The sequence below is a fragment of the Streptomyces sp. NPDC051243 genome (assembly GCF_044455405.1).
GTDB lineage: Bacteria > Actinomycetota > Actinomycetes > Streptomycetales > Streptomycetaceae > Streptomyces.
The window spans coordinates 231,274-249,219 of sequence record NZ_JBITES010000011.1; the positions used below are offsets into that span (position 1 = coordinate 231,274).

Below are 17,946 nucleotides of genomic sequence, written 5' to 3' on the forward strand. Positions count from 1 at the left end.
CGTGCACTCCTCCGCCATCTTTTTGATCGAGTTCGGTGCGATCATCCTCGGTCTTGGGCTGCTCGGCCGGTTCGCCGGACGCTTCCAGTTCTCACCGATACCGCTCTATCTGCTGGCCGGGCTGGCCTTCGGTCACGGCGGGCTGCTGCCGTTGGGCACCAGTGAGGAGTTCGTGGCGATCGGCGCCGAGATCGGTGTGATCCTGCTGCTGCTCATGCTCGGACTGGAGTACACGGCCAGCGACCTGGTCTCCAACCTCAAGACGCAGTACCCGGCCGGGCTGGTCGACGCCGCGCTCAACGCGCTGCCGGGCGCCGCGATGGCGCTGCTGCTGGGCTGGGGCCCGGTGGCTGCCGTGGTGCTGGCAGGCGTTACCTGGATCTCTTCCTCCGGCGTCATCGCCAAGGTGCTCGGTGATCTGGGGCGGCTGGGCAACCGGGAAACGCCCGTGATCCTGAGCATCCTGGTGCTGGAAGACCTGTCCATGGCGGTCTATCTGCCGATCATCACCGCCCTGCTGGCCGGGACCAGTCTCGCGGCCGGCAGCGCTACACTCGCGATCGCGCTCGGTGTGGCCGGGCTCGTGCTCGTGCTCGCTGTGCGCTACGGGCGGCACATCTCCCGGTTCGTCTCCAGCGACGACCCCGAGAAACTGCTCCTGGTGGTACTGGGCCTGACCTTGCTGGTGGCCGGCATCGCGCAGGAACTGCAGGTCTCGGCTGCGGTGGGCGCCTTCCTGGTGGGCATCGCCCTCTCCGGAGAGGTGGCCGAGGGCGCGCACAGCCTGCTCGCGCCGCTGCGGGACCTGTTCGCCGCGGTGTTCTTCGTCTTCTTCGGCCTGCACACCGATCCGTCCAGCATTCCGCCGGTGCTGGTGCCCGCGCTCGCGCTGGCCGTCATCACCGCGCTGACGAAGATCGCCACCGGGTACTGGGCGGCGAAGCGGGCCGGTGTCTCCGTCAAGGGCCGCTGGCGGGCGGGGGGCACGCTGGTCGCGCGCGGGGAGTTCTCCATCGTCATCGCCGGGCTCGCGGTCACTGCCGGGATCGAGCCCTCGCTGGGCCCGCTGGCCACGGCGTACGTGCTCATCCTGGTGATCCTCGGTCCGCTCACCGCTCGTTACACCGAGCCCGTGGCCCTGCGTCTGACCGCTCGGTGGGGCAAGCCCGCGCCGACGGCACCGGCGCCGCTCGCGGAGGCGCAGGAAGTGGTGGACGATCAGGGCGCGGTCGGCCGGTCATGAGCGAGGACGGCTGGGCCGCGCTGACAGAGCGGGACGCGGTCCTGCTGCTCGCCGCCCTGGCCGTCTACCTGGGCGGCGTCGTCGGCGTCGCCCGGAACCTGCCCCGGCTGCTACGGCGCAGTGCGGCATGGCGCCGGGATACGGAACTGCACCCCGTCTCCAGTGCCCTCACCCTCATCGGGCTGATCGTGTCGTGGCCGGTGAGCCTGCCGTACCTGGCCTGGCGCCCGTCCGTCAGGCGACGGGGCCATCCGAGCTGAGACGCGTACGGAACATCCCGGTCCCTGGTCAGGACGGGCCGATGCGCGCCGGGCCGCGGGCAGCAGCCGCTCAGCGGATTACGGACGGCATCCAGTCGAGACGGTCCCGCTCGACCCAGCCGACGATGCCGCTGGCCCGGTCGCGGACCCTCAGATATCCGTCACAGTTGCCCCCGCCGGCCGCCGCGTACGCGTCCGGCTCACGGCATCGCCCCTGGAAGAACAAAGGCCACACGGTGGCGAGCACCTCGCTGCGCTGGCTGGCGTCGCGGTGAATCGCAACCGTGCGGGCGCCACAGTGGTTCAGGACATCGCCCGCCTGGACCAGAGGTCCCGGCACCCTGGCGGCGGCCAGGACCGACAGTCGACGTGCGGGCCAGAACAGCAGCACAGGCGCTGCGAGCAGCACGGCGATCAGCGGAATAACCCCGGCACGCGGCCTGTCGAACAGCAGGTGGGCGATCAGGGCGGCGGCACCGAGCAGCACCGCCGGCACGCCGGCGACGACTCATGGCCGGGCGCGTTCCTCCCCTGCCTCCCGTTGTGTGGCCTGGCCGTTGTCACGAGTGTGCCAGCACCACGGCATACGTGACGGGAGCGCCGCCCGGTTCCTGGGACCTGCGTCGGAGCCCGGGCACCGGGGGATACAAGCCGGACCGTGTGGTCCCGGTCCGCTCCACCTCGGCCGGGGCGAGGCCGCCGGCGATTGTTGCGGTGGCGGGGCGGCGGGTGAGGCGGAGGGCGAGGGGCTCGGTCAAACCGAATGCCTCAGGGCCCGCCTTGTTCCTGCGTGAGGACGTGTTCCATCAGCCGGGCTGCCGTGATCGCTCCCACCGTCCGCGTTTCCTGGCCGTCGCTCTCGACCGCCGCCACCAGCGGCGTGTGGGTACGGATCATCAACGCGGCCACCTGCGCGATACCCGTATCGGGCCCCACTACGGTCGGCAGGGTGCGGTGGGGGAGCCACTGTGCGACGGTGAGTCCCTCCAGCTTCTCCGCAATCCGCTCCAACTCGGTGTCGTGCAGGGCGAGGGCCTGCGCGGTATCCTCCAGCGCGTAGTCCGGGAGCACGACTCGCAGCAGCTGCGATCCCGGCACGATCGCGTAGGGCCGCTGATCAGCGTCGAGGACCAGCAGGGCCGGAAGTCGCCGTTCCACGAACAAGCGGGCCGCCGTCACCGCGTCGTCGTCAGCCGAGACCGCCTGATACGGCTCAGCCAGGTCATGTGCTCGCATGCGCCCTCTCCTCTCCTGGGCCGGCACGAAGGGAGCAGAGCCGAGAACACGGCGGTACGGACAACAACTGCCGCATCACCAGGACTCACCCGGTACTCGGCGCCAACGCAGAGATCGTGTGGGGGCGTGCCTGATCACAGGGGTCTGGTCCCCAGTCGAGCAACCGGGCGCCGACGAGCGCGGTCTGCAGGGTGTAGCGGTGGCTCGGGTCGATGGGTCGGTGCCGGTCAGGGCGGCGTCACCGCTCGGTCGCGTCACCGCGGTCCCTGGCCGAGAGCCCCAGGGTGGGCTCAATCGCCGGACGTCTGCCCCCGGCGCGGCACTTGGGGCGACATCGCGGCCGCAGCCTCCGCCTTGGCGTCGCTCACCGCGGCGGCGGCCTGCTTCTCGGCCTCGTCAGCAGCCTTCGCGGCGTCGAGCGAAACCGTCGAGCCTGCACCGAGCTCTGGAACCCGGCTTTCGTGGGACGTGTCGTCGGCAGTGGCTGCATCGTCAGGTCGCGCAGGTGTGGGAGGACCCGCCGTCGACTGATCACCGAAGGCGCTGGTGACGGTCCGAACCGCCTCGGTCAGCTCCCCCGGAATCACCCAGAACGTGTTGTTGTCGCTGCTCGCCAAGTGCGGCAGCGTCTCGAGGTACTTGTAGGCCAGGACCTTCGGGTCGGCATTGTTGCGATGGACGGCTTGGAAGACGAGCTCCACCGCCTTTGCCTCACCGTCCGCCCGCAGGATCATGGCTTGCTGCGTGCCCTGTGCCTCCAGGATGTCCTTCTGCTTCGTGCCCTCCGCGGTAAGGATCTTTGCTTGCCGCTCCCCCTCGGCGTGCAGGATGGCCGCGCGCTTGTCACGCTCGGCCCGCATCTGCTTCTCCATCGCTTCCTTGATGGTGGCCGGTGGATCAATGGCCTTGATCTCGACGCGGTTGACCCGGATGCCCCACTTGCCGGTGGCATCGTCGAGGACGGCGCGGAGCCGGGAGTTGATCTCCTCACGCGAGGTGAGCGTCTCCTCCAGGTCCATGCTGCCGATGACGTTGCGCAGCGTGGTCACGGTGAGCTGATCGATCGCCTGCAGGTAGTCGGCGACCTCGTAGGCCGCCGCCCTCGGGTCAGTGATCTGGTAGTAGAGCACGGTGTCGATGTTCACCACGAGGTTGTCCTCGGTGATCACCGGCCTGGGATCGGAGGAGTACACCTGCTCGCGCACGTCGAGCTTGGTGTTGACGCGGTCCGCCACCGGCACGACGAAGTTCAGCCCGGGTTGCAGCGTCCGGCGATACCGGCCGAACCGCTCGATGTTGTAGCGGCGCGCCTGCGGGACGATCCGCACCGTGGAGGCCACGAGGAAGACGACGACGATGGCCGCCACAAGAATGGGGATGACGAGGGGATCCACAGTGCCTCCGTTGCTGTGTGTTCAGCCGTTCACGGAAGGAGTTCGCGGGGGTAGACGATGGCAGTGGCGCCTTCGATCTCCATGACATCCACCAACGCTCCCACCGGTATCACCAAGCTCTCGTCGAGGGCGCGGGCGGACCACTCCTCGCCGGAGAGTTTGATCAGGCCGTGGGTTGCGGTGACCTCCTGCATGACCTCGGCCCGCTTGCCGATCAGCGCGTCACTGCCCTCGCGGGCGAGGGGCTGCTGTGCTATGTGCCGTAGCGCGATGGGACGGACGAGGAAGAGACCCGCTGCCGCTGCTACCCCGAAGGCAACGAGCTGGCCGGCAACGCCGATGCCCACACCAGCGACCACGGCGGCCACCAACGCAGCGCCCGCCAGCAACCCGAAGACCAGTGTCAGGGTGAAGAACTCCGCGGCACCCAGCACTCCGGCGGCGAGCAGCCATACGAACCACGGCATCGAATCGCCCTCCTTACAGAGGCCCTCTCCAACAAGCTACCTTCGGTAACGCCGGGCGGAACAGACACGGGAGCCGTGGTTCTTGATTGTTGAAGCGTTTGCCCTGACCGGCGGGGGTAAATGCGGGCAGCTGAACGGCCGCGCCGGCGGTGCCAGGCTGCATCATGGCTCCTTCTCCCGCGCGAACGACGGATAGCATCCGTACCAGCGTCACACGCGGCCTTGCGGCGTCGCCATCGGGGCCAGCACCCATTTCCGCCGGTAGACGACACCCACTATCAGCTGGCACCTGGGCACCGACGATGAGTCCCTCCCGTTTCTCGCCCAGCCGCTCCAGTCACCGAGGGGGACCCCTGCCACACCCGGCCGACTGTGCGGCGATGCCTCCGTCGGTTGGGCGGGGCCTGGGGATGTGTCTGTGGATCACAGGGGTCTGGTTGGCCAGTCGAGCAGGCGGGCGCCGATGACCGCCGTCTGCAGGGTGTAGCGGTGTGCGGGGTCGGTGGGGTCGGTGCCCGTGAGGGTGTGGATGCGTTCCAGCCGGTAGGTCAGGGCCCGTACGCTCAGTGACAGTCGGCGGGCTGTTTCGGCAGCGATGCAGCCGGTGTCGAAGTAGGCGGTCAGGGTGTCGAGGAGTGGCTGGGCTCCGCCGCGGGCTTGTTCCAGGGGGCTGAGGGTGCTGCGTACGAGGTCCATGAGGGCCTGCCGGTCGCGGGCCAGGACGGGAAAGACCAGCAGGTCGGCGGCACGCAGCAGTGGGTCGTCGAAGCCCATGCGCTGGGCGACGTCGAGGGCGTTGAGGGCTTCTTCGTAGCTGTGTCCGATGCCGACGGCGCCGGGCCGGGGGCAGCCGATGGCGACCTGGCCGCCGTCGGTGGGCGGCGTGGGCCTGATTGCCGAAGTGGGTCAGGACGTCGCCCTGGTCGCCGGGGGCGATGCAGACCATCCGGCCGTCCTTGGTGGTGAACAGGATCCGGCGGTTCTCGAAGCGGCCGAAGAGGGCGTCCTGCACCTGGCGGGGGACGGGGTCGGTCTCGTCGTACTTGGCGGGGCCTTCGGCGACGGCCACGGCATGGGCGCGCGACAGGCGCAGCCCGAACCGTTCGGCGCGTGCGGCGAGGTGTCCGGGGTCGCCGCGTCCGTGGAGCAGGTCGTCGATGAACTCGCGTCGGGCTGCTTCCTCTTGCCGTATGACCAGGCGCTGCGCCCGCTCGTATCCGTCCGCGAAGGCGTCGACGGCCTGCTCGATGACGGACACGACACTGTCCGGCGCGGCTGCGGTGGGCCAGTCGGTTCGGCTGGCCGCGAGGTGCTCGCGCACCAGCACGCGCCATCCGTAGCCCGACGCCGCGGCCTTCGCGCCCAGTTTGCGGCGGGAGTTCAGTTCCTCCCGGGTGAGACGACGGCCGGTGGTGGAGGCGTCCGTCAGGATCTCGGTGTAGCCGTCGAGGAACTCCCCAAGTGTGTCGTGCACGGTCACTTCCCCCTCCTGCCAGTGCTGGTCGCGGGTCCTTGCTCGGCAGCGTCCGTGCCGACCGTGCCTGTGTCAGACGTGGGCGTGTGCGGATTCGGCCTGCTCCGCGTCAGCAGGTACCGCGGCTGGTGCCGCCGCGGTGGCGCGGCGGGTGAGGTGGCGGGCCAGCGGCTCGGTGAAGCGGGCGGTCAGCGGGCCGACGATGACGAGGATCAGGACGTAGGCAGTGGCCAGGGGACCGATGCGGGGCTCGACGCCGACGGCGAGTCCGGCGATGACGATCGAGAACTCTCCGCGGGCGACCAGGGTGCCACCGGCTCGCCAGCGGCCCGCGCCCTGGATTCCGGCGCGGCGTGCGGCGTACCAGCCGGTGGCGATCTTCGTGAGGGCGGTGGCGATGGCAAGGAGGAGGGCGGGGAGGAGGACGGGCGGGATGTCGGCGGGGTCGGTGGACAGACCGAAGAAGACGAAGAAGACGGCGGCGAACAGGTCCCGCAGTGGGGTGAGGAGGTTGCTTGCCCCTTCGGCGACTTCGCCGGACAGGGCGATGCCGACGAGGAAGGCGCCGACGGCTGCGGAGACCTGGAGGTGCTGGGCGATGCCGGCGACGAGGAGGGTCAGGCCGAGTACGACCAGCAGGAGCATTTCCGCGTTGTCGGAGGAGACCGCGCGGCTGATGAGCCGTCCGTGGCGCAGGGCGACGTAGAGGACAGCGCCGACGGTCCCCAAGGAGATCAGCAGGGTGACGGTGCCGCCGGCCAGGCTGACGCCGGCGAGCAGGGCGGTGAGGATCGGCAAGTAGAGGGCCATGGCGAGGTCCTCGATGACGAGGACGCCGAGGACGACGGGGGTTTCGCGGTTGCCGAGCCGGCGCAGGTCACCGAGGACCTTGGCGATGACGCCGGAGGAGGAGATCCAGGTGACGCCGGCCAGGGCGACGGCGGCCACCGGCCCCCAGCCCAGGATCAGTGCCGCGATGGCGCCGGGTATGGCGTTGAGGACGAAGTCGACTGCGCCGGAGGGGTATTGGGTCTTGAGGTTGGTGACGAGTTCGGAGGCGCTGTATTCCAGGCCGAGCAGGAGCAGCAGGAGGATGACACCGATCTCGGCGCCGGTGGCGGTGAACTCCTCGCTGGCGTTGAGCTGGAGGATGCCGCCGTGGCCGAAGGCAAGTCCGGCGAGGAGGTACAGGGGTATGGGTGAGAAGCCCACGCGCCCGGCGAGGCGGCCCAGCAGGCCCAGGGCGAGGATGATGACCCCGAGTTCGATGAGCATGGCGGTGGTGTTGTGCACGGGCGTCGGTCCTCCGGTTCGGTTCGGCGACGGCGTCTGTGCCTTCGTGGCGACGGGCGGCGAGCGGGCGCTGCCGGTGAGGCCGGCGATGCGGCCGGGTGTATGGGGGCAGGAGACAACCAGCATCCGGCCAATCCTGGCTGGAGCAGTGCCGCAGGTGGTCAGGCCCCTGCTCCATGAACCGGGCCGTCATCCGCTGGTCGGCGGCGGTGTGGATTCAGGCGGGGGGCACCTGGGGTGTGCGTCGGACCGGGAGGTCAGACGCCGGGAACGGCGCTGCCCGATTCGGGCACGCTGTCACGGGCCGTGTTGTCGATGCGCACGGTCCTCAAGGCCGGGACGGTCAGGCGGCAGGAGGACCCGGTAACGGGCAGATCAACGGTGTGGACAACCCAGCCCATGTCACGTCCCCCCTCGCAGCGAGATCCAGCTCCGCCGGAAAAGCAATCCCCCAGAGAAATGAGCAAACAGCCGCTCAAGAGAGCGCCACGGCTCGGTAAAGCAGTTTAGCGTACGACTAATTACGCATGGATGGCATATCAGTGCATATCTGTAGCAAAGCAGCTCGGATCGTGGCAGTTGATCGAACGAGTGTCCGCTCAGTGCTGCTCGTGCAAGGAGTTACTCGGTCCGCGCGGACGCGGCGGGCTCCGGCTCGGGGGCGCCGTGTTCGCCGAGCCAGCGGGCGAGTTTGCCGCGTCGGCCGACAGCCCGCAGCCGACGCTCCGTGGCTTCCCGGGTGTTGGGGGTGGTGACGAGCAGGAGCTCGTCACCGGCACGCAGCACGGTGTCACGGTCGGGGACGAGGGTGGTGCCGTCGCGGACGATCAGGGTGACGACGGTCGGGGGCGGCAGCCGCAGTTCGAATACGGCCACCCCGTGCAGCCGGGAGCCCGGCGGAATGGTGACGGTGAGCAGGTCGGCGTCCAGGACGTCGAGGGGGGCGGTCTCGACCTGGACATCGCGTAGCGCGCCGGGGCGGGTCAGGCCCAGGCGTCGGGCGACGGCGGGCAGGGTGGGGCCCTGGATGAGGGTGAACAGGACCACGAGGACGAACACGATGTTGAGTACGTCGCGGGCGCCGGTCACCCCGGCGACGATGGGGAAGGTGGCGAGCACGATGGGGACCGCGCCGCGCAGTCCGGCCCAGGAGATGAACGCCTGCTCACGCCAGGGGATGCGGAACGGCAGCAGGCAGGCCAGGACGGAGACGGGGCGGGCGGCCAACAGCAGGACCAGGCCGACGACGAGGGCCGGGAGGATCGCGGAGGGCAACTCGCTGGGGTTGACTAGCAGGCCGAGCATGACGAACAGGCCGATCTGGGCCAGCCAGCCGGCGCCTTCGGCGAATGAACGGGTGGCGGCGCGGTGGGGCAGCTTGGCGTTGCCCAGCACCAGGCCGGACAGGTAGGCGGCGATGATGCCGCTGGCGTTCACCGCGCCCGCGGCGGCGAAGGCGACGATGCCGAAACCAACCGTGGCCAGTGGGTACAGGCCGGTGGCGGGCAGCGCGATGTGCCGCAGCGCCGCGGCGCCCAGTCGGCCGATCAGCACGCCGAGAGTGCCGCCGACCGCGAGTTGGTAGAGCAGGTTGCCCAGGAGGGGAGCGGGCCCGGGCAGGTCGGCGGTGGCGGTGGAGAAGACCAGAACCAGGATGATGGTCGGGGCGTCGTTGAAGCCGGACTCGGCCTCCAGCAGCCCGGTCACCTTCTGCGGCAGCGGCAGCGAGCGCAGGACGGCGAAGACGGCGGCGGCGTCGGTGGAGGAGACGATCGCACCGAGCAGTAGGGCCAGGTGCCACTCGATGCCCAGCAGCCAGTGCGCGCCGGCGGCGGTCGCCACGACGGAGACGGCCACGCCTGCCGTGGCGAGCACCCCGGCCGGGGCCAGGAGGCGTCGGACGTCGCTCCACTGGGTGGTCAGGCCGCCTTCGACGAGGATGACGGCCAGGGCGGCGGTGCCCAGTGCCTGGGCCAGCTGGGCGTCGTCGAACTCCAGGCCGAGCCCGTCCTCGCCGGCGATGACGCCGACCGCGAGGAACAGCAGCAGGCTGGGCAGGCCGACGCGGTGGGCGGCACGGGCGGCGGCGATGCTGGCCAGCAGTACGGCACCGCCGATCAGCAGCGTCAAGTACAGCTCGGACAGGGTCATCGACAGGGCCTCGTGCCATCCGCAGCCGCCTGACGGTCGCCGAGGTCAGGACCGGGGCGGAGGGATGCGGTGTCTGCGCGCGTCACGCTCGGGGTCGAACAGTTCCCCGGCCATACCGGCCAGGACCAGGCCGGTGGCGATGAGCAGCCCGTGGGCCAGGGCGATGCCGGTTCCCAGGACGGCCATGGCGACGGCGAGCAGCAGCCAGGCCCGGGCGTGCCGGTACTCACGCGGTCGGCAGGGGCGGCCGACCCCAAGAGCGCGGGCGAGCCGGGGATCCTCGTGGTCGAGGAGAGCCTCGATCTCACGGAGACGCCTGTCATCGGATCCGGGCATGATGCCCACCTCCGGGCACGGGACTGCCGACACGCGTCGCAGTCGGCGGTGCGGGCCATCTGCTCTCCTTGCGAGGTCGGGGCATCACGATCACACCAGAGCCAACAAGTGCAGCCGCACATACGTGACCGACACGGCGACGGTGACGGTGACGATCAGTCCGTAGCGAGTGACGTGCCAGAACGAGATCCGACGGCCAAAGCGGTCGGCGACACCGAGGACGACGATGCCGGTCGGCGGAGGCGCCGATCCCTGTGGCGTTGCCGCACGGAACCGCGCCGAGCGCGAGCGCCCACCGCGGCACGTGGCACCGGAGGGCACGCTGTGGGTGGTCGCCGCCGACCATGCCGTAACGCCCACGGCCACCCCTCCCCCACGCCAGGACGGCCTGTTCCGGCCGTGCTGACGCCCGCCATACGGCGCACCCACCCAGCCGCCATACGGCGCAACCGCAGCACCAGCAGGACCGGGCCGGAAACCGCCTCGGTGTGACCGGTTGGCTGGGACGCTGCGTACATCGGTGCCGGGCTCCTCTCGTGATCCGACAGACCTGCGGCTTTTCCCGCCCAGCCAAGAGGAGCCGCACCTCACCTCTCTGCCCGTGGAAGCCGCGACGCAGGTCAACACACCCATGGTCGAAGCTGGGCTCGCATCTGCCGACGCCGCAAGCCGTCGCCTCGCACGACGGTCACTGGGCCGACAGGGGGATTGGCTCCACCCTCACTCGCCACCGGCGGCGCCCGCCATCGAGTCCGGCACCCAATTGCGGGCGGACCAGACATGTAGAGGTGAGGCGAAATGGGTGCCGGACCCGATGGACGCCTGCCCCACCCGGCGCACACCCTGGAGCTGAGCGCTCGGGGAGCAAGCAGCCTTCAGTAACCGGCCGACCCACCGTCCACTGCTGGGGAGGCGATAGTGGAAGCAAGGACCAGCTTGAGGAGGCAGTACCCGGTGCCCTTGTTCTGGAGGATCTTCCTGCTCAACGCCGTGGTACTGGTGGCCGCCACGGCGCTGCTGCTGGGCCCGGTCACCGTGTCGAACCCCGTCCTGCTCACCGAGGCCGCGGTCCTCACCGTCGGACTGGCCGCGATGCTGATCGCCAACGCGCTCCTGCTGCGCATCGGCCTGGCTCCGCTGCAACGTCTCGCCCGCGCCATGACCACCACCGACCTGCTGCGCCCCGGCTCCCGCCCGGACGTCGGCGGTCACGGAGAGGTCGCCGAACTGATCGCCACGTTCAACACCATGCTCGACCGGCTGGAAGCCGAACGCGCCACCAGCGCCGCCCGCGCCCTGACCGCACAGGAAGCCGAACGCCACCGCATCGCCCAGGAACTCCACGACGAGATCGGCCAGACCCTCACCGCCGTCCTGCTCGACCTCAAACGCGTCGCCGGCCAAGTACCCGACCCGATACGCGAGCAACTGCACCAAGTCCAGGAGACAACCCGCGCCAGCCTCGACGAGATCCGCCGCATCGCCCGCCGCCTGCGCCCCGGCGTTCTCGAAGAGCTCGGCCTGACCAGCGCGCTGAAATCCCTCGTAGCCGAGTTCACCCGCCCCTCCCTGTCGGTACGCCACCACATCGCGCCCGACCTGCCGCCCCTGGGCGAGAACGCCGAACTCGTCCTCTACCGCGTCGCCCAGGAAAGCCTGACCAACACCGCCCGCCACGCCGACGCCACCCGCGTCCACCTCACCCTGGAGCGGACACCGGACGGCGTAGAACTGCGCGTACGCGACAACGGCCGAGGAAGCAAGGGGTCCACCGAAGGGGCAGGCATCCGCGGCATGCGCGAACGCGCCCTGCTCATCGGCGCCGACCTCACTCTCGGCCCCGCCCCCGACGGCGGCACCGAGGTACGCCTGACCGTCCCAACCCCCCACCGGAGTCAGTGACCATGACCGAGGCGACGCCCACCCGCATCCTGCTGGCCGACGACCACCACCTGGTCCGCCGCGGAGTCCGCCTCATCCTCGACAGCGAACCCGACCTCACCGTGGTGGCCGAAGCAGGCGACGGCGCCGAAGCCATCGAGGCCGCCCGCACCCACCACCCCGACCTGGCCATCCTCGACATCGCTATGCCCCGCATGACCGGCCTACAAGCCGCCCGCGAACTCTCCCGGACCCAGCCGGAGCTGCACATCCTCATCCTGACGATGTACGACAACGAGCAGTACTTCTTCGAAGCCCTGGCCGCCGGAGCCTCCGGATACGTCCTGAAATCCGTCGCCGACCGCGACCTCGTCGAAGCCTGCCGCGCCACCATGCGCGGCGAGCCCTTCCTCTATCCCGGCGCCGTCAACGCCCTCGTCCGCAACTACCTCGACCGCGTCCGCGAAGGCCAGTCCCCGCCCGCCAAAGCCATCACCGACCGCGAAGAGGAAATCCTCAAACTCGTCGCCGAAGGCCACACCTCCCAGGAGATCGCCGACATCCTCGTCATCAGTCCCAAGACCGTCGAACGCCACCGCGCCAACCTGCTGCAGAAGCTCGGCCTGAAGGACCGCCTGGGGCTCACCCGCTACGCCATCCGCGTCGGACTGATCGAACCCTGACAAGCCTCGCTGGCGTTTTCGGGCTCGGGCTGCTGTTAAGGATCTTGGCAGGAGGGGCAGGGTATCCCTGCGTCACCGCTGCTGTGTCGCCGACCTGGGCCGATTCCGGGGCGTCACGCCTGCAATTACAAGGTCGCCCGGAACCGGCCCCTGACGCGAGGCCAGAAGCTGTCCAACACAGCACTGGTGGCCGTCCGGGAACCCGTCGAGCACGGCTTTGCCCACCTCAAGAACTGGCGCGTCCTCGGCAAGGTGCGCACCGACCCCGCCTGGGCGACCGCCCCGGTCAGGGCCTTGCTGGTCCTCGCGACCGCGAAGTCGCCCGATGACCGACGATCTTCACCAAAGTCACCTGCCAGCGACCAGCACGAGCATCCCGATCCACGCGCACACCAGCCCTGTGACCAGCAACTTCAGCTTGCACACCTCCCAACGAGCGGCCTCTCCCCAGCCGCATCAAGAATGGGGGCATGGTGGGTCTGGTTCGTCACTCGCCGCTGATGCGGACGCTGGTCTGGGTCGTGGCGGTGCTGAGCCTGTCCGTACTGGCCGCCGCTGCCCTCGTGCGGAGCACCGCGCTCAACCCCGGCTTCTACGGCCGGGTGCTCGACGAGGAGCGGGCGTACCAGAGGTTCTACGACGAGGTGCTGGTCGATCCGCACAGTGCGCCGGTCGTCCGCGACCTGCTGGGCCGGCTGCCGGTCCCGGAGTCCACGGTCACCTCGAACCTCAAGGTCGTGATTCCCCCGGAGACCCTGCGGTCCATGGGTGACCGGCAGATCGCCGAGGTGACCGGCTACTTGAAGGGCGACAGCGACAGGCTGCGTCTGACGGTCGATCTCCGGCCGCTACTGGCCAACATCGAACGGCTGGCTCATGTGTACTTCGGTGATGCCGTCGCCTCGCTCCAGCAACGGCCCGATCCTGATTTCCAGGCATTTGTGGACCATCTGTCGGCAACGGCGGCGCAGTTGGCGGCAGGCGGCCCCCCGGCGGAGGCTCTGCCGTCGCTGGCGCTCTCCCCCCGCCAGGCGGCCGCGGCCACGACCGCGCTGTTGCGGCTGGTGCCGGAGGCGGAACGCCCCGGACTCAGACCCGAGGTCGAGGTCGCTCTGGACAGTGGGGACGTGGCCACGGCACTGGCCGCCGTCGTGCCGGTCGCCGTATCGGACGGCGCACAGGCAGCCGCAGCCGAGTTGCTGCGGGACGCGGGGGGTTCCACCTGGGTGATCAGCACCGACCTCGGTTCATCGAGGGACGTACCGACGCAGGCGCACCAGGCGCGGGCCGTCACCCGTTTGTTCCAGGAGGCGGTGGAGCCGGCAGCCGCCGTGCTCGGTGTCGCCGCCCTGGTCCTGCTGTGGTTCTCCACCCCGCCGCCCACCGCGCGCCGGCTGATGCCGCTGGGCTGGGCCCTGGCCGCTGCCGCCGCACTGACGGCTCTGTCGGTGTTCCTCGTGCGCACCGTGGTGGGGGACTCCCCTTTCCGCCCACCCCCCTCCTGGCCCCCGACAGCGGCACGTCTCATCGAGGACATCCAGGCCACCGCTGTCGACCGGCTGCTGAACACCGGCATCGTCGTCGCGGTGATCCTGATGACCGCGGGAGCGTTGCTGGTCACCGTCGGCTGGGCCTGGCAGACCAGGCCGGCCCTCCGGCTCCCCGCCGGACCGCGGCACGGCCTGGCCCTGACCGCCGGCGTGTCGGTGTGCGCGCTCGTCGGGACGGTCCTGGCGCCGGTGGCGATGACCGGCCCCGCTCCCCGCGTCTGTCAGGGAAGTTCCCGCCTGTGCGACGCCCGCTACGACGAGATCGCCCATCTCGCGGCGCACAACGCGATGGCCACGACGGCGGACCGGTTCATCGGGCCCCTCCAGGATCCCGACATCGTCGGCCAGTTGAACGCCGGAGTGCGTGCCCTGCTCATCGACACCCACCGATGGGAGCGTCCCGAGGAGGTCGCCGACCGCCTGGCCACCTCCGAGTTCTCCCTCGAGCTGCGCCAACAGCTCACCCGGGTCCTGGCACGGGTGAACCCGCCCCGCCCGGGGCCCTGGCTGTGCCACTCGGTCTGCGGCGCGGGCGCCCTTGAGCTGGAGTCCACGCTGCGGCAGATCGGGGACTGGCTGCGCACGCACACCACGGAGGTCGTCACCCTGATCGTGCAGGACGGCATCAGCCCCCGGCAGACCAGGAGCGCCTTCGCACGGGCAGGACTGGCTGACCTCTTGTACGAGCCCGACCCTGACCCGAACCGCCCGTGGCCGACGATGGAAGACATGATCGACAGCGGTCGGCGCCTGGTCGTCTTCGCGGAGAAGGCAGACGGTCCCCCGCCGTGGTACCGCAACTTCTACCGCTACGGCATGGAGACGCCATACGCCTTCCGCAGCCCCGAGGAGATGACCTGCGCGCCGAACCGGGGCGACACCGGCAAACGGCTCTTCCTGCTCAACCACTTCGTCACAGCCGACGGTGGCAGACGACTCGACGCCGCAGCGGTCAACTCCCGTCGGCAGGTGCTGGATCGGGCGCATGCCTGTGAGCGGCAACGCGGCAGACCGGTCAATTTCGTCGCGGTGGACTACGCGACGCTCGGCGACGCACGGGGCGCCGTAGACGCCCTCAACACCGAGCGGCTCCAGAGCAACGCCAACGGCTCGCCGAGGAGCGGCATGTAGGGTTTGCAGCGGTGTGCCGGGAAGTCTGGTCGGCGATTTGGGGACGGGTCTTTTCGCCGATCGGGGGTCTGGTTCATGGTGCTCGTCGTGGTCTTCGGGGTGGCGCTGCTGATCGCGGTGCTGCTGTCAGGCGTCGCCGCCCGCACGGTGCTGTCGACGTCACTGCTCTTCCTGGTCGGTGGTGCGCTCGTCAACGACGGGTTCCTCGATCTGATCCACATCACCCCGGACAGCGAGATCGTGTCGGTGACCGCCGATCTGGCGCTGTTCGCGGTGCTCTTCACCGACGGCATGCACGTCTCCTTCCCGAAGCTACGGGAGTACTGGCGCAACCCGGCCCGCGCGCTCGGGCTCGGCATGCCGCTCGCGTTCGTCGGCAGGGCCCTGGTCACGCACTTCCTGGTGGGGCTGACTGGACGACGTCGTTCGTGGTCGGCGTTATACTGGCCCCCACCGACCCCGTGGTCGCCACCGCGATCGTCGGGCGTAAGGAAGTCCCGGCGAAGCTGCGGCAGTTGCTGAACGTGGAGAGCGGGCATCAACGACGGGCTCGCCCTGCCGGTGGTGCTCATCCTGATCGCCGTTGCCGGGCCGACCTCCGGGCACGCCGAGGCCGACTTCGTGAAGCGGAAACGCCGCCGCCGAACAGGTACAGCAACAGCACGACGTCTACGGAGAACGCCTAGACTGCGCTTTCCAATGGCCGCCGCAGGGGCCGCCCATTGAGCACCGGCGTGTGACACCGCCCGGTCCGGCCTGACCGAACGAGCCCGCACCGCATGGCACACACCAGATCACGGCATCTGGGAAGTACGCACCCCCGGAGGCCCGTTCACGTACTCGGCAGCGGTGTGCCAGGTCGCCCTCGACCGTGCCGCACGGCTCGCCACCCGCCTGCATCTCCCGGGCAACGCCACCATCTGGACTGCGGAAGCCCACCGCCTCGCCGGACGGATCATCCACGACGCATGGGACGAGCGCATGAACTCGTTCACCGAGCACTTCGGTGGAACAGGAGGACTCGATGCCTCGCTGCTCGCCCTCCCCCTCAGACGGGTCCTGCCCTCCGACCACCCGTGCATGGCCGCCACCACATAGGCGAGCACCGAACGCCTCGGCGCGGGCGACGGCCTGCTGTACAGCTACCTGCCGCAGAACTCACCTGCAGGTCCTCGCGGCCCAGCCCCGGCATCTGAAACGCGCAGCATCGTGGTGACCGACACGCGTCACATGGCGATCTTTGGTCTTGCCTTGACGGGATCTATACGTCATCTTTACGGATGGAGCGCCGGGAAGTCTGGTCGGCAAATCGCCCCTGAATGGGGCGATTTCATCATGTTGTCGACCGAAAATGGTGGCTGATGTTCCAGCGCGTCGCGCGAGAGATTCTTTCCGGCCTGACCGTGGCCATCGTGGCGTTGCCGTTGGCGATCGCCTTCGGCATCACAGCGACAGGCACCTCCGAGGGCGCGCTCGTCGGGCTGTACGGAGCGATCTTCGCCGGATTCTTCGCGGCGGTGTTCGGTGGTACTCCCGGCCAGGTGACCGGTCCCACGGGCCCCATCACCGTGGTCGCCACGGGAGTGATCGCCGAGCACGGGCTCGAGGGCGCGTTCCTCGCGTTCATCATGGCCGGCGCGTTCCAGATCCTGTTCGGGCTGTGCAGGCTTGGATCGCTGATCCGCTTCATACCCCACCCCGTGGTGTCCGGCTTCATGGGCGGGATCGCGCTGATCATCATCCTGGGCGAACTGGACCAGGTGCAGAGCAGTTTCCTGGTGGTGGCAGGCACGATCGTGCTCATGCTCGTGTCGGCACGAGTGATCAAATCGATCCCGGCAAGTCTGATCGCGCTCGTGCTCATGACCGTGGTCCTGCGGTTCATGGACTCGCTGCTGCAGGACGTGCGCGTCGGACCGGTTCCGCTCAACACGGCGATCGACTACATAGGCCAGATCCCGGAGTCGATCCCCTCGATCACCATCCCCGAGCTCAGCGGGTCGCTGCTCCTCACCCTCCTCCTGCCCGCCCTCAGCATCGCCCTGCTGGGCTCCATCGACTCGCTGCTGACCTCAGTCGTCATGGACAACATCACCGGCAACCGGCACCGCAGCAACAAGGAACTCATCGGCCAGGGACTCGGCAACGCCGCCAGCGGCCTCTTCGGCGGTCTGGCCAGCGCCGGCGCGACCGTCAGGTCCGTGGTCAACGTCAGAAGCGGCGGCCGCACCGCCCTGTCGGCGGCCACGCACAGCGTCATCCTCCTCGCGCTCGTGATCGGCCTCGGGGCCGTCGTGCAGTACATCCCCCTCGCCGTGCTGTCGGGGATCCTGATCCTGACCGCAGTGGGCATGTTCGACTGGGAGAGCCTGCGCAAGGCGCATGCCTCTCCGCGGGGCGACGTCGCCGTAATGTTCGCGACAATGATCGTCACCGTCCTCGTCGACCTCACCGTGGCGGTCGCCGTCGGCGTCGCCCTGGCGCTCGCCGTCCACGTCGTGAAATCGCGTCGGCGGAAAGCCTCGATCGTCCACGACGGCGCCGGCACTTACCGGATCGAGGGGCCCCTGTCGTTCCTGTCCGTCGACCGTGTCTTCTCCACGCTGCGCAGCGACCGGTCGAACCTGTCGCTGAGCCTGAAGGACGTGGACTACATGGACATGTCCGGGGCGAAGGCGTTGCTGACCTTCATCGACCACTCGCACAAGTCCGGCGTCGAACTCGGCATCAAAGACCTGCCACCGCATGTCGCGAACAGGCTGACCGCACTCGCGAACGACGAACAACGCGACAAGCTCGAAACCGTCGTCAAGGACCGTCCGACAGAACTGCGTTAGGGCCTGTCCG

The 17,946-nt window shown here is 69.4% G+C and carries 15 protein-coding genes and 2 pseudogenes; 8 read left to right on the forward strand and 9 right to left on the reverse strand.

Annotated elements, in window-relative coordinates:
• Position 1 precedes the first annotated feature (1 nt).
• Together ACIBAG_RS28310 and ACIBAG_RS28315 are read left to right on the forward strand one after the other, a co-directional pair.
• Complete coding sequence (locus tag ACIBAG_RS28310; RefSeq protein ID WP_399108688.1) at positions 2 to 1,243, forward strand: cation:proton antiporter; 1,242 nt, start codon at positions 2 to 4, stop codon at positions 1,241 to 1,243.
• Entirely contained in the window at positions 1,240 to 1,503 is a 264-nt protein-coding gene (locus tag ACIBAG_RS28315) for a hypothetical protein (protein WP_399108689.1), read from the forward strand. The genes ACIBAG_RS28310 and ACIBAG_RS28315 overlap by 4 nt, the downstream gene beginning before the upstream one ends.
• A 70-nt stretch (positions 1,504 to 1,573) precedes the next feature.
• On the opposite strand, the gene ACIBAG_RS28320 is transcribed toward ACIBAG_RS28315, so the two are convergent.
• From ACIBAG_RS28320 to ACIBAG_RS28360, 9 genes and pseudogenes are all read right to left on the reverse strand, one after another.
• Positions 1,574 to 1,999 (reverse strand): hypothetical protein, encoded by a 426-nt coding sequence (locus ACIBAG_RS28320; protein ID WP_399108691.1) that lies wholly within the window; start codon positions 1,997 to 1,999, stop codon positions 1,574 to 1,576.
• Positions 2,000 to 2,271: 272 nt separating this feature from the next.
• The gene (locus ACIBAG_RS28325; RefSeq protein WP_399108693.1) at positions 2,272 to 2,739 is read right to left on the reverse strand and encodes a CBS domain-containing protein; all 468 of its coding nucleotides are present in this window, start codon (positions 2,737 to 2,739) and stop codon (positions 2,272 to 2,274) included.
• Positions 2,740 to 3,029: 290 nt separating this feature from the next.
• Positions 3,030 to 4,133, reverse strand: coding sequence for an SPFH domain-containing protein (locus ACIBAG_RS28330; protein WP_399108694.1), 1,104 nt, complete (start codon positions 4,131 to 4,133; stop codon positions 3,030 to 3,032).
• A gap of 29 nt (positions 4,134 to 4,162) precedes the next feature.
• On the reverse strand, positions 4,163 to 4,600 hold the full coding sequence (locus tag ACIBAG_RS28335) for an NfeD family protein (protein ID WP_399108696.1): 438 nt from the start codon (positions 4,598 to 4,600) through the stop codon (positions 4,163 to 4,165).
• A gap of 423 nt (positions 4,601 to 5,023) precedes the next feature.
• Positions 5,024 to 6,080 (reverse strand): annotated as a pseudogene (locus tag ACIBAG_RS28340) (PucR family transcriptional regulator).
• Positions 6,081 to 6,146: 66 nt separating this feature from the next.
• Positions 6,147 to 7,367 (reverse strand): cation:proton antiporter, encoded by a 1,221-nt coding sequence (locus ACIBAG_RS28345; RefSeq protein ID WP_399108697.1) that lies wholly within the window; start codon positions 7,365 to 7,367, stop codon positions 6,147 to 6,149.
• Positions 7,368 to 7,988: 621 nt separating this feature from the next.
• A complete protein-coding gene (locus ACIBAG_RS28350; protein WP_399108699.1) occupies positions 7,989 to 9,518 on the reverse strand; it encodes a potassium/proton antiporter in 1,530 nt (509 codons plus the stop codon).
• A gap of 45 nt (positions 9,519 to 9,563) precedes the next feature.
• Positions 9,564 to 9,854, reverse strand: coding sequence for a DUF3040 domain-containing protein (locus tag ACIBAG_RS28355; RefSeq protein WP_399108701.1), 291 nt, complete (start codon positions 9,852 to 9,854; stop codon positions 9,564 to 9,566).
• Between the two features lie 90 nt (positions 9,855 to 9,944).
• Complete coding sequence (locus ACIBAG_RS28360; protein WP_399108702.1) at positions 9,945 to 10,214, reverse strand: hypothetical protein; 270 nt, start codon at positions 10,212 to 10,214, stop codon at positions 9,945 to 9,947.
• Between the two features lie 594 nt (positions 10,215 to 10,808).
• Here ACIBAG_RS28360 and ACIBAG_RS28365 point away from each other — a divergent pair.
• From ACIBAG_RS28365 to ACIBAG_RS28390, 6 genes and pseudogenes are all read left to right on the forward strand, one after another.
• A complete protein-coding gene (locus tag ACIBAG_RS28365) occupies positions 10,809 to 11,756 on the forward strand; it encodes a HAMP domain-containing sensor histidine kinase (RefSeq protein ID WP_399108703.1) in 948 nt (315 codons plus the stop codon).
• 2 nt (positions 11,757 to 11,758) lie between these two features.
• The gene (locus ACIBAG_RS28370; RefSeq protein ID WP_399108705.1) at positions 11,759 to 12,418 is read left to right on the forward strand and encodes a response regulator; all 660 of its coding nucleotides are present in this window, start codon (positions 11,759 to 11,761) and stop codon (positions 12,416 to 12,418) included.
• Between the two features lie 470 nt (positions 12,419 to 12,888).
• Positions 12,889 to 15,099, forward strand: a complete 2,211-nt coding sequence (locus ACIBAG_RS28375) for a hypothetical protein (protein WP_399108707.1) — start codon at positions 12,889 to 12,891, stop codon at positions 15,097 to 15,099.
• Positions 15,100 to 15,174: 75 nt separating this feature from the next.
• Positions 15,175 to 15,714, forward strand: a pseudogene (locus tag ACIBAG_RS28380) (cation:proton antiporter); the annotation flags it as partial.
• A 186-nt stretch (positions 15,715 to 15,900) separates the two neighbouring features.
• On the forward strand, positions 15,901 to 16,197 hold the full coding sequence (locus ACIBAG_RS28385) for a glycoside hydrolase family 15 protein (RefSeq protein WP_399108948.1): 297 nt from the start codon (positions 15,901 to 15,903) through the stop codon (positions 16,195 to 16,197).
• Positions 16,198 to 16,460: 263 nt separating this feature from the next.
• Entirely contained in the window at positions 16,461 to 17,936 is a 1,476-nt protein-coding gene (locus tag ACIBAG_RS28390) for a SulP family inorganic anion transporter (protein ID WP_399108709.1), read from the forward strand.
• Positions 17,937 to 17,946 lie beyond the last annotated feature (10 nt).

What these genes read in the sequence shown, in the direction of transcription:
- ACIBAG_RS28315 (WP_399108689.1), top strand. Translation starts at nt 1,240, where the DNA reads ATGAGCGAGGACGGCTGGGCCGCGCTGACAGAGCGGGACGCGGTCCTG.
- ACIBAG_RS28325 (WP_399108693.1), bottom strand. Translation starts at nt 2,739, where the DNA reads ATGCGAGCACATGACCTGGCTGAGCCGTATCAGGCGGTCTCGGCTGAC.
- ACIBAG_RS28335 (WP_399108696.1), bottom strand. Translation starts at nt 4,600, where the DNA reads ATGCCGTGGTTCGTATGGCTGCTCGCCGCCGGAGTGCTGGGTGCCGCG.
- ACIBAG_RS28350 (WP_399108699.1), bottom strand. Translation starts at nt 9,518, where the DNA reads ATGACCCTGTCCGAGCTGTACTTGACGCTGCTGATCGGCGGTGCCGTA.
- ACIBAG_RS28355 (WP_399108701.1), bottom strand. Translation starts at nt 9,854, where the DNA reads ATGCCCGGATCCGATGACAGGCGTCTCCGTGAGATCGAGGCTCTCCTC.
- ACIBAG_RS28370 (WP_399108705.1), top strand. Translation starts at nt 11,759, where the DNA reads ATGACCGAGGCGACGCCCACCCGCATCCTGCTGGCCGACGACCACCAC.
- ACIBAG_RS28375 (WP_399108707.1), top strand. Translation starts at nt 12,889, where the DNA reads ATGGTGGGTCTGGTTCGTCACTCGCCGCTGATGCGGACGCTGGTCTGG.
- ACIBAG_RS28390 (WP_399108709.1), top strand. Translation starts at nt 16,461, where the DNA reads ATGTTCCAGCGCGTCGCGCGAGAGATTCTTTCCGGCCTGACCGTGGCC.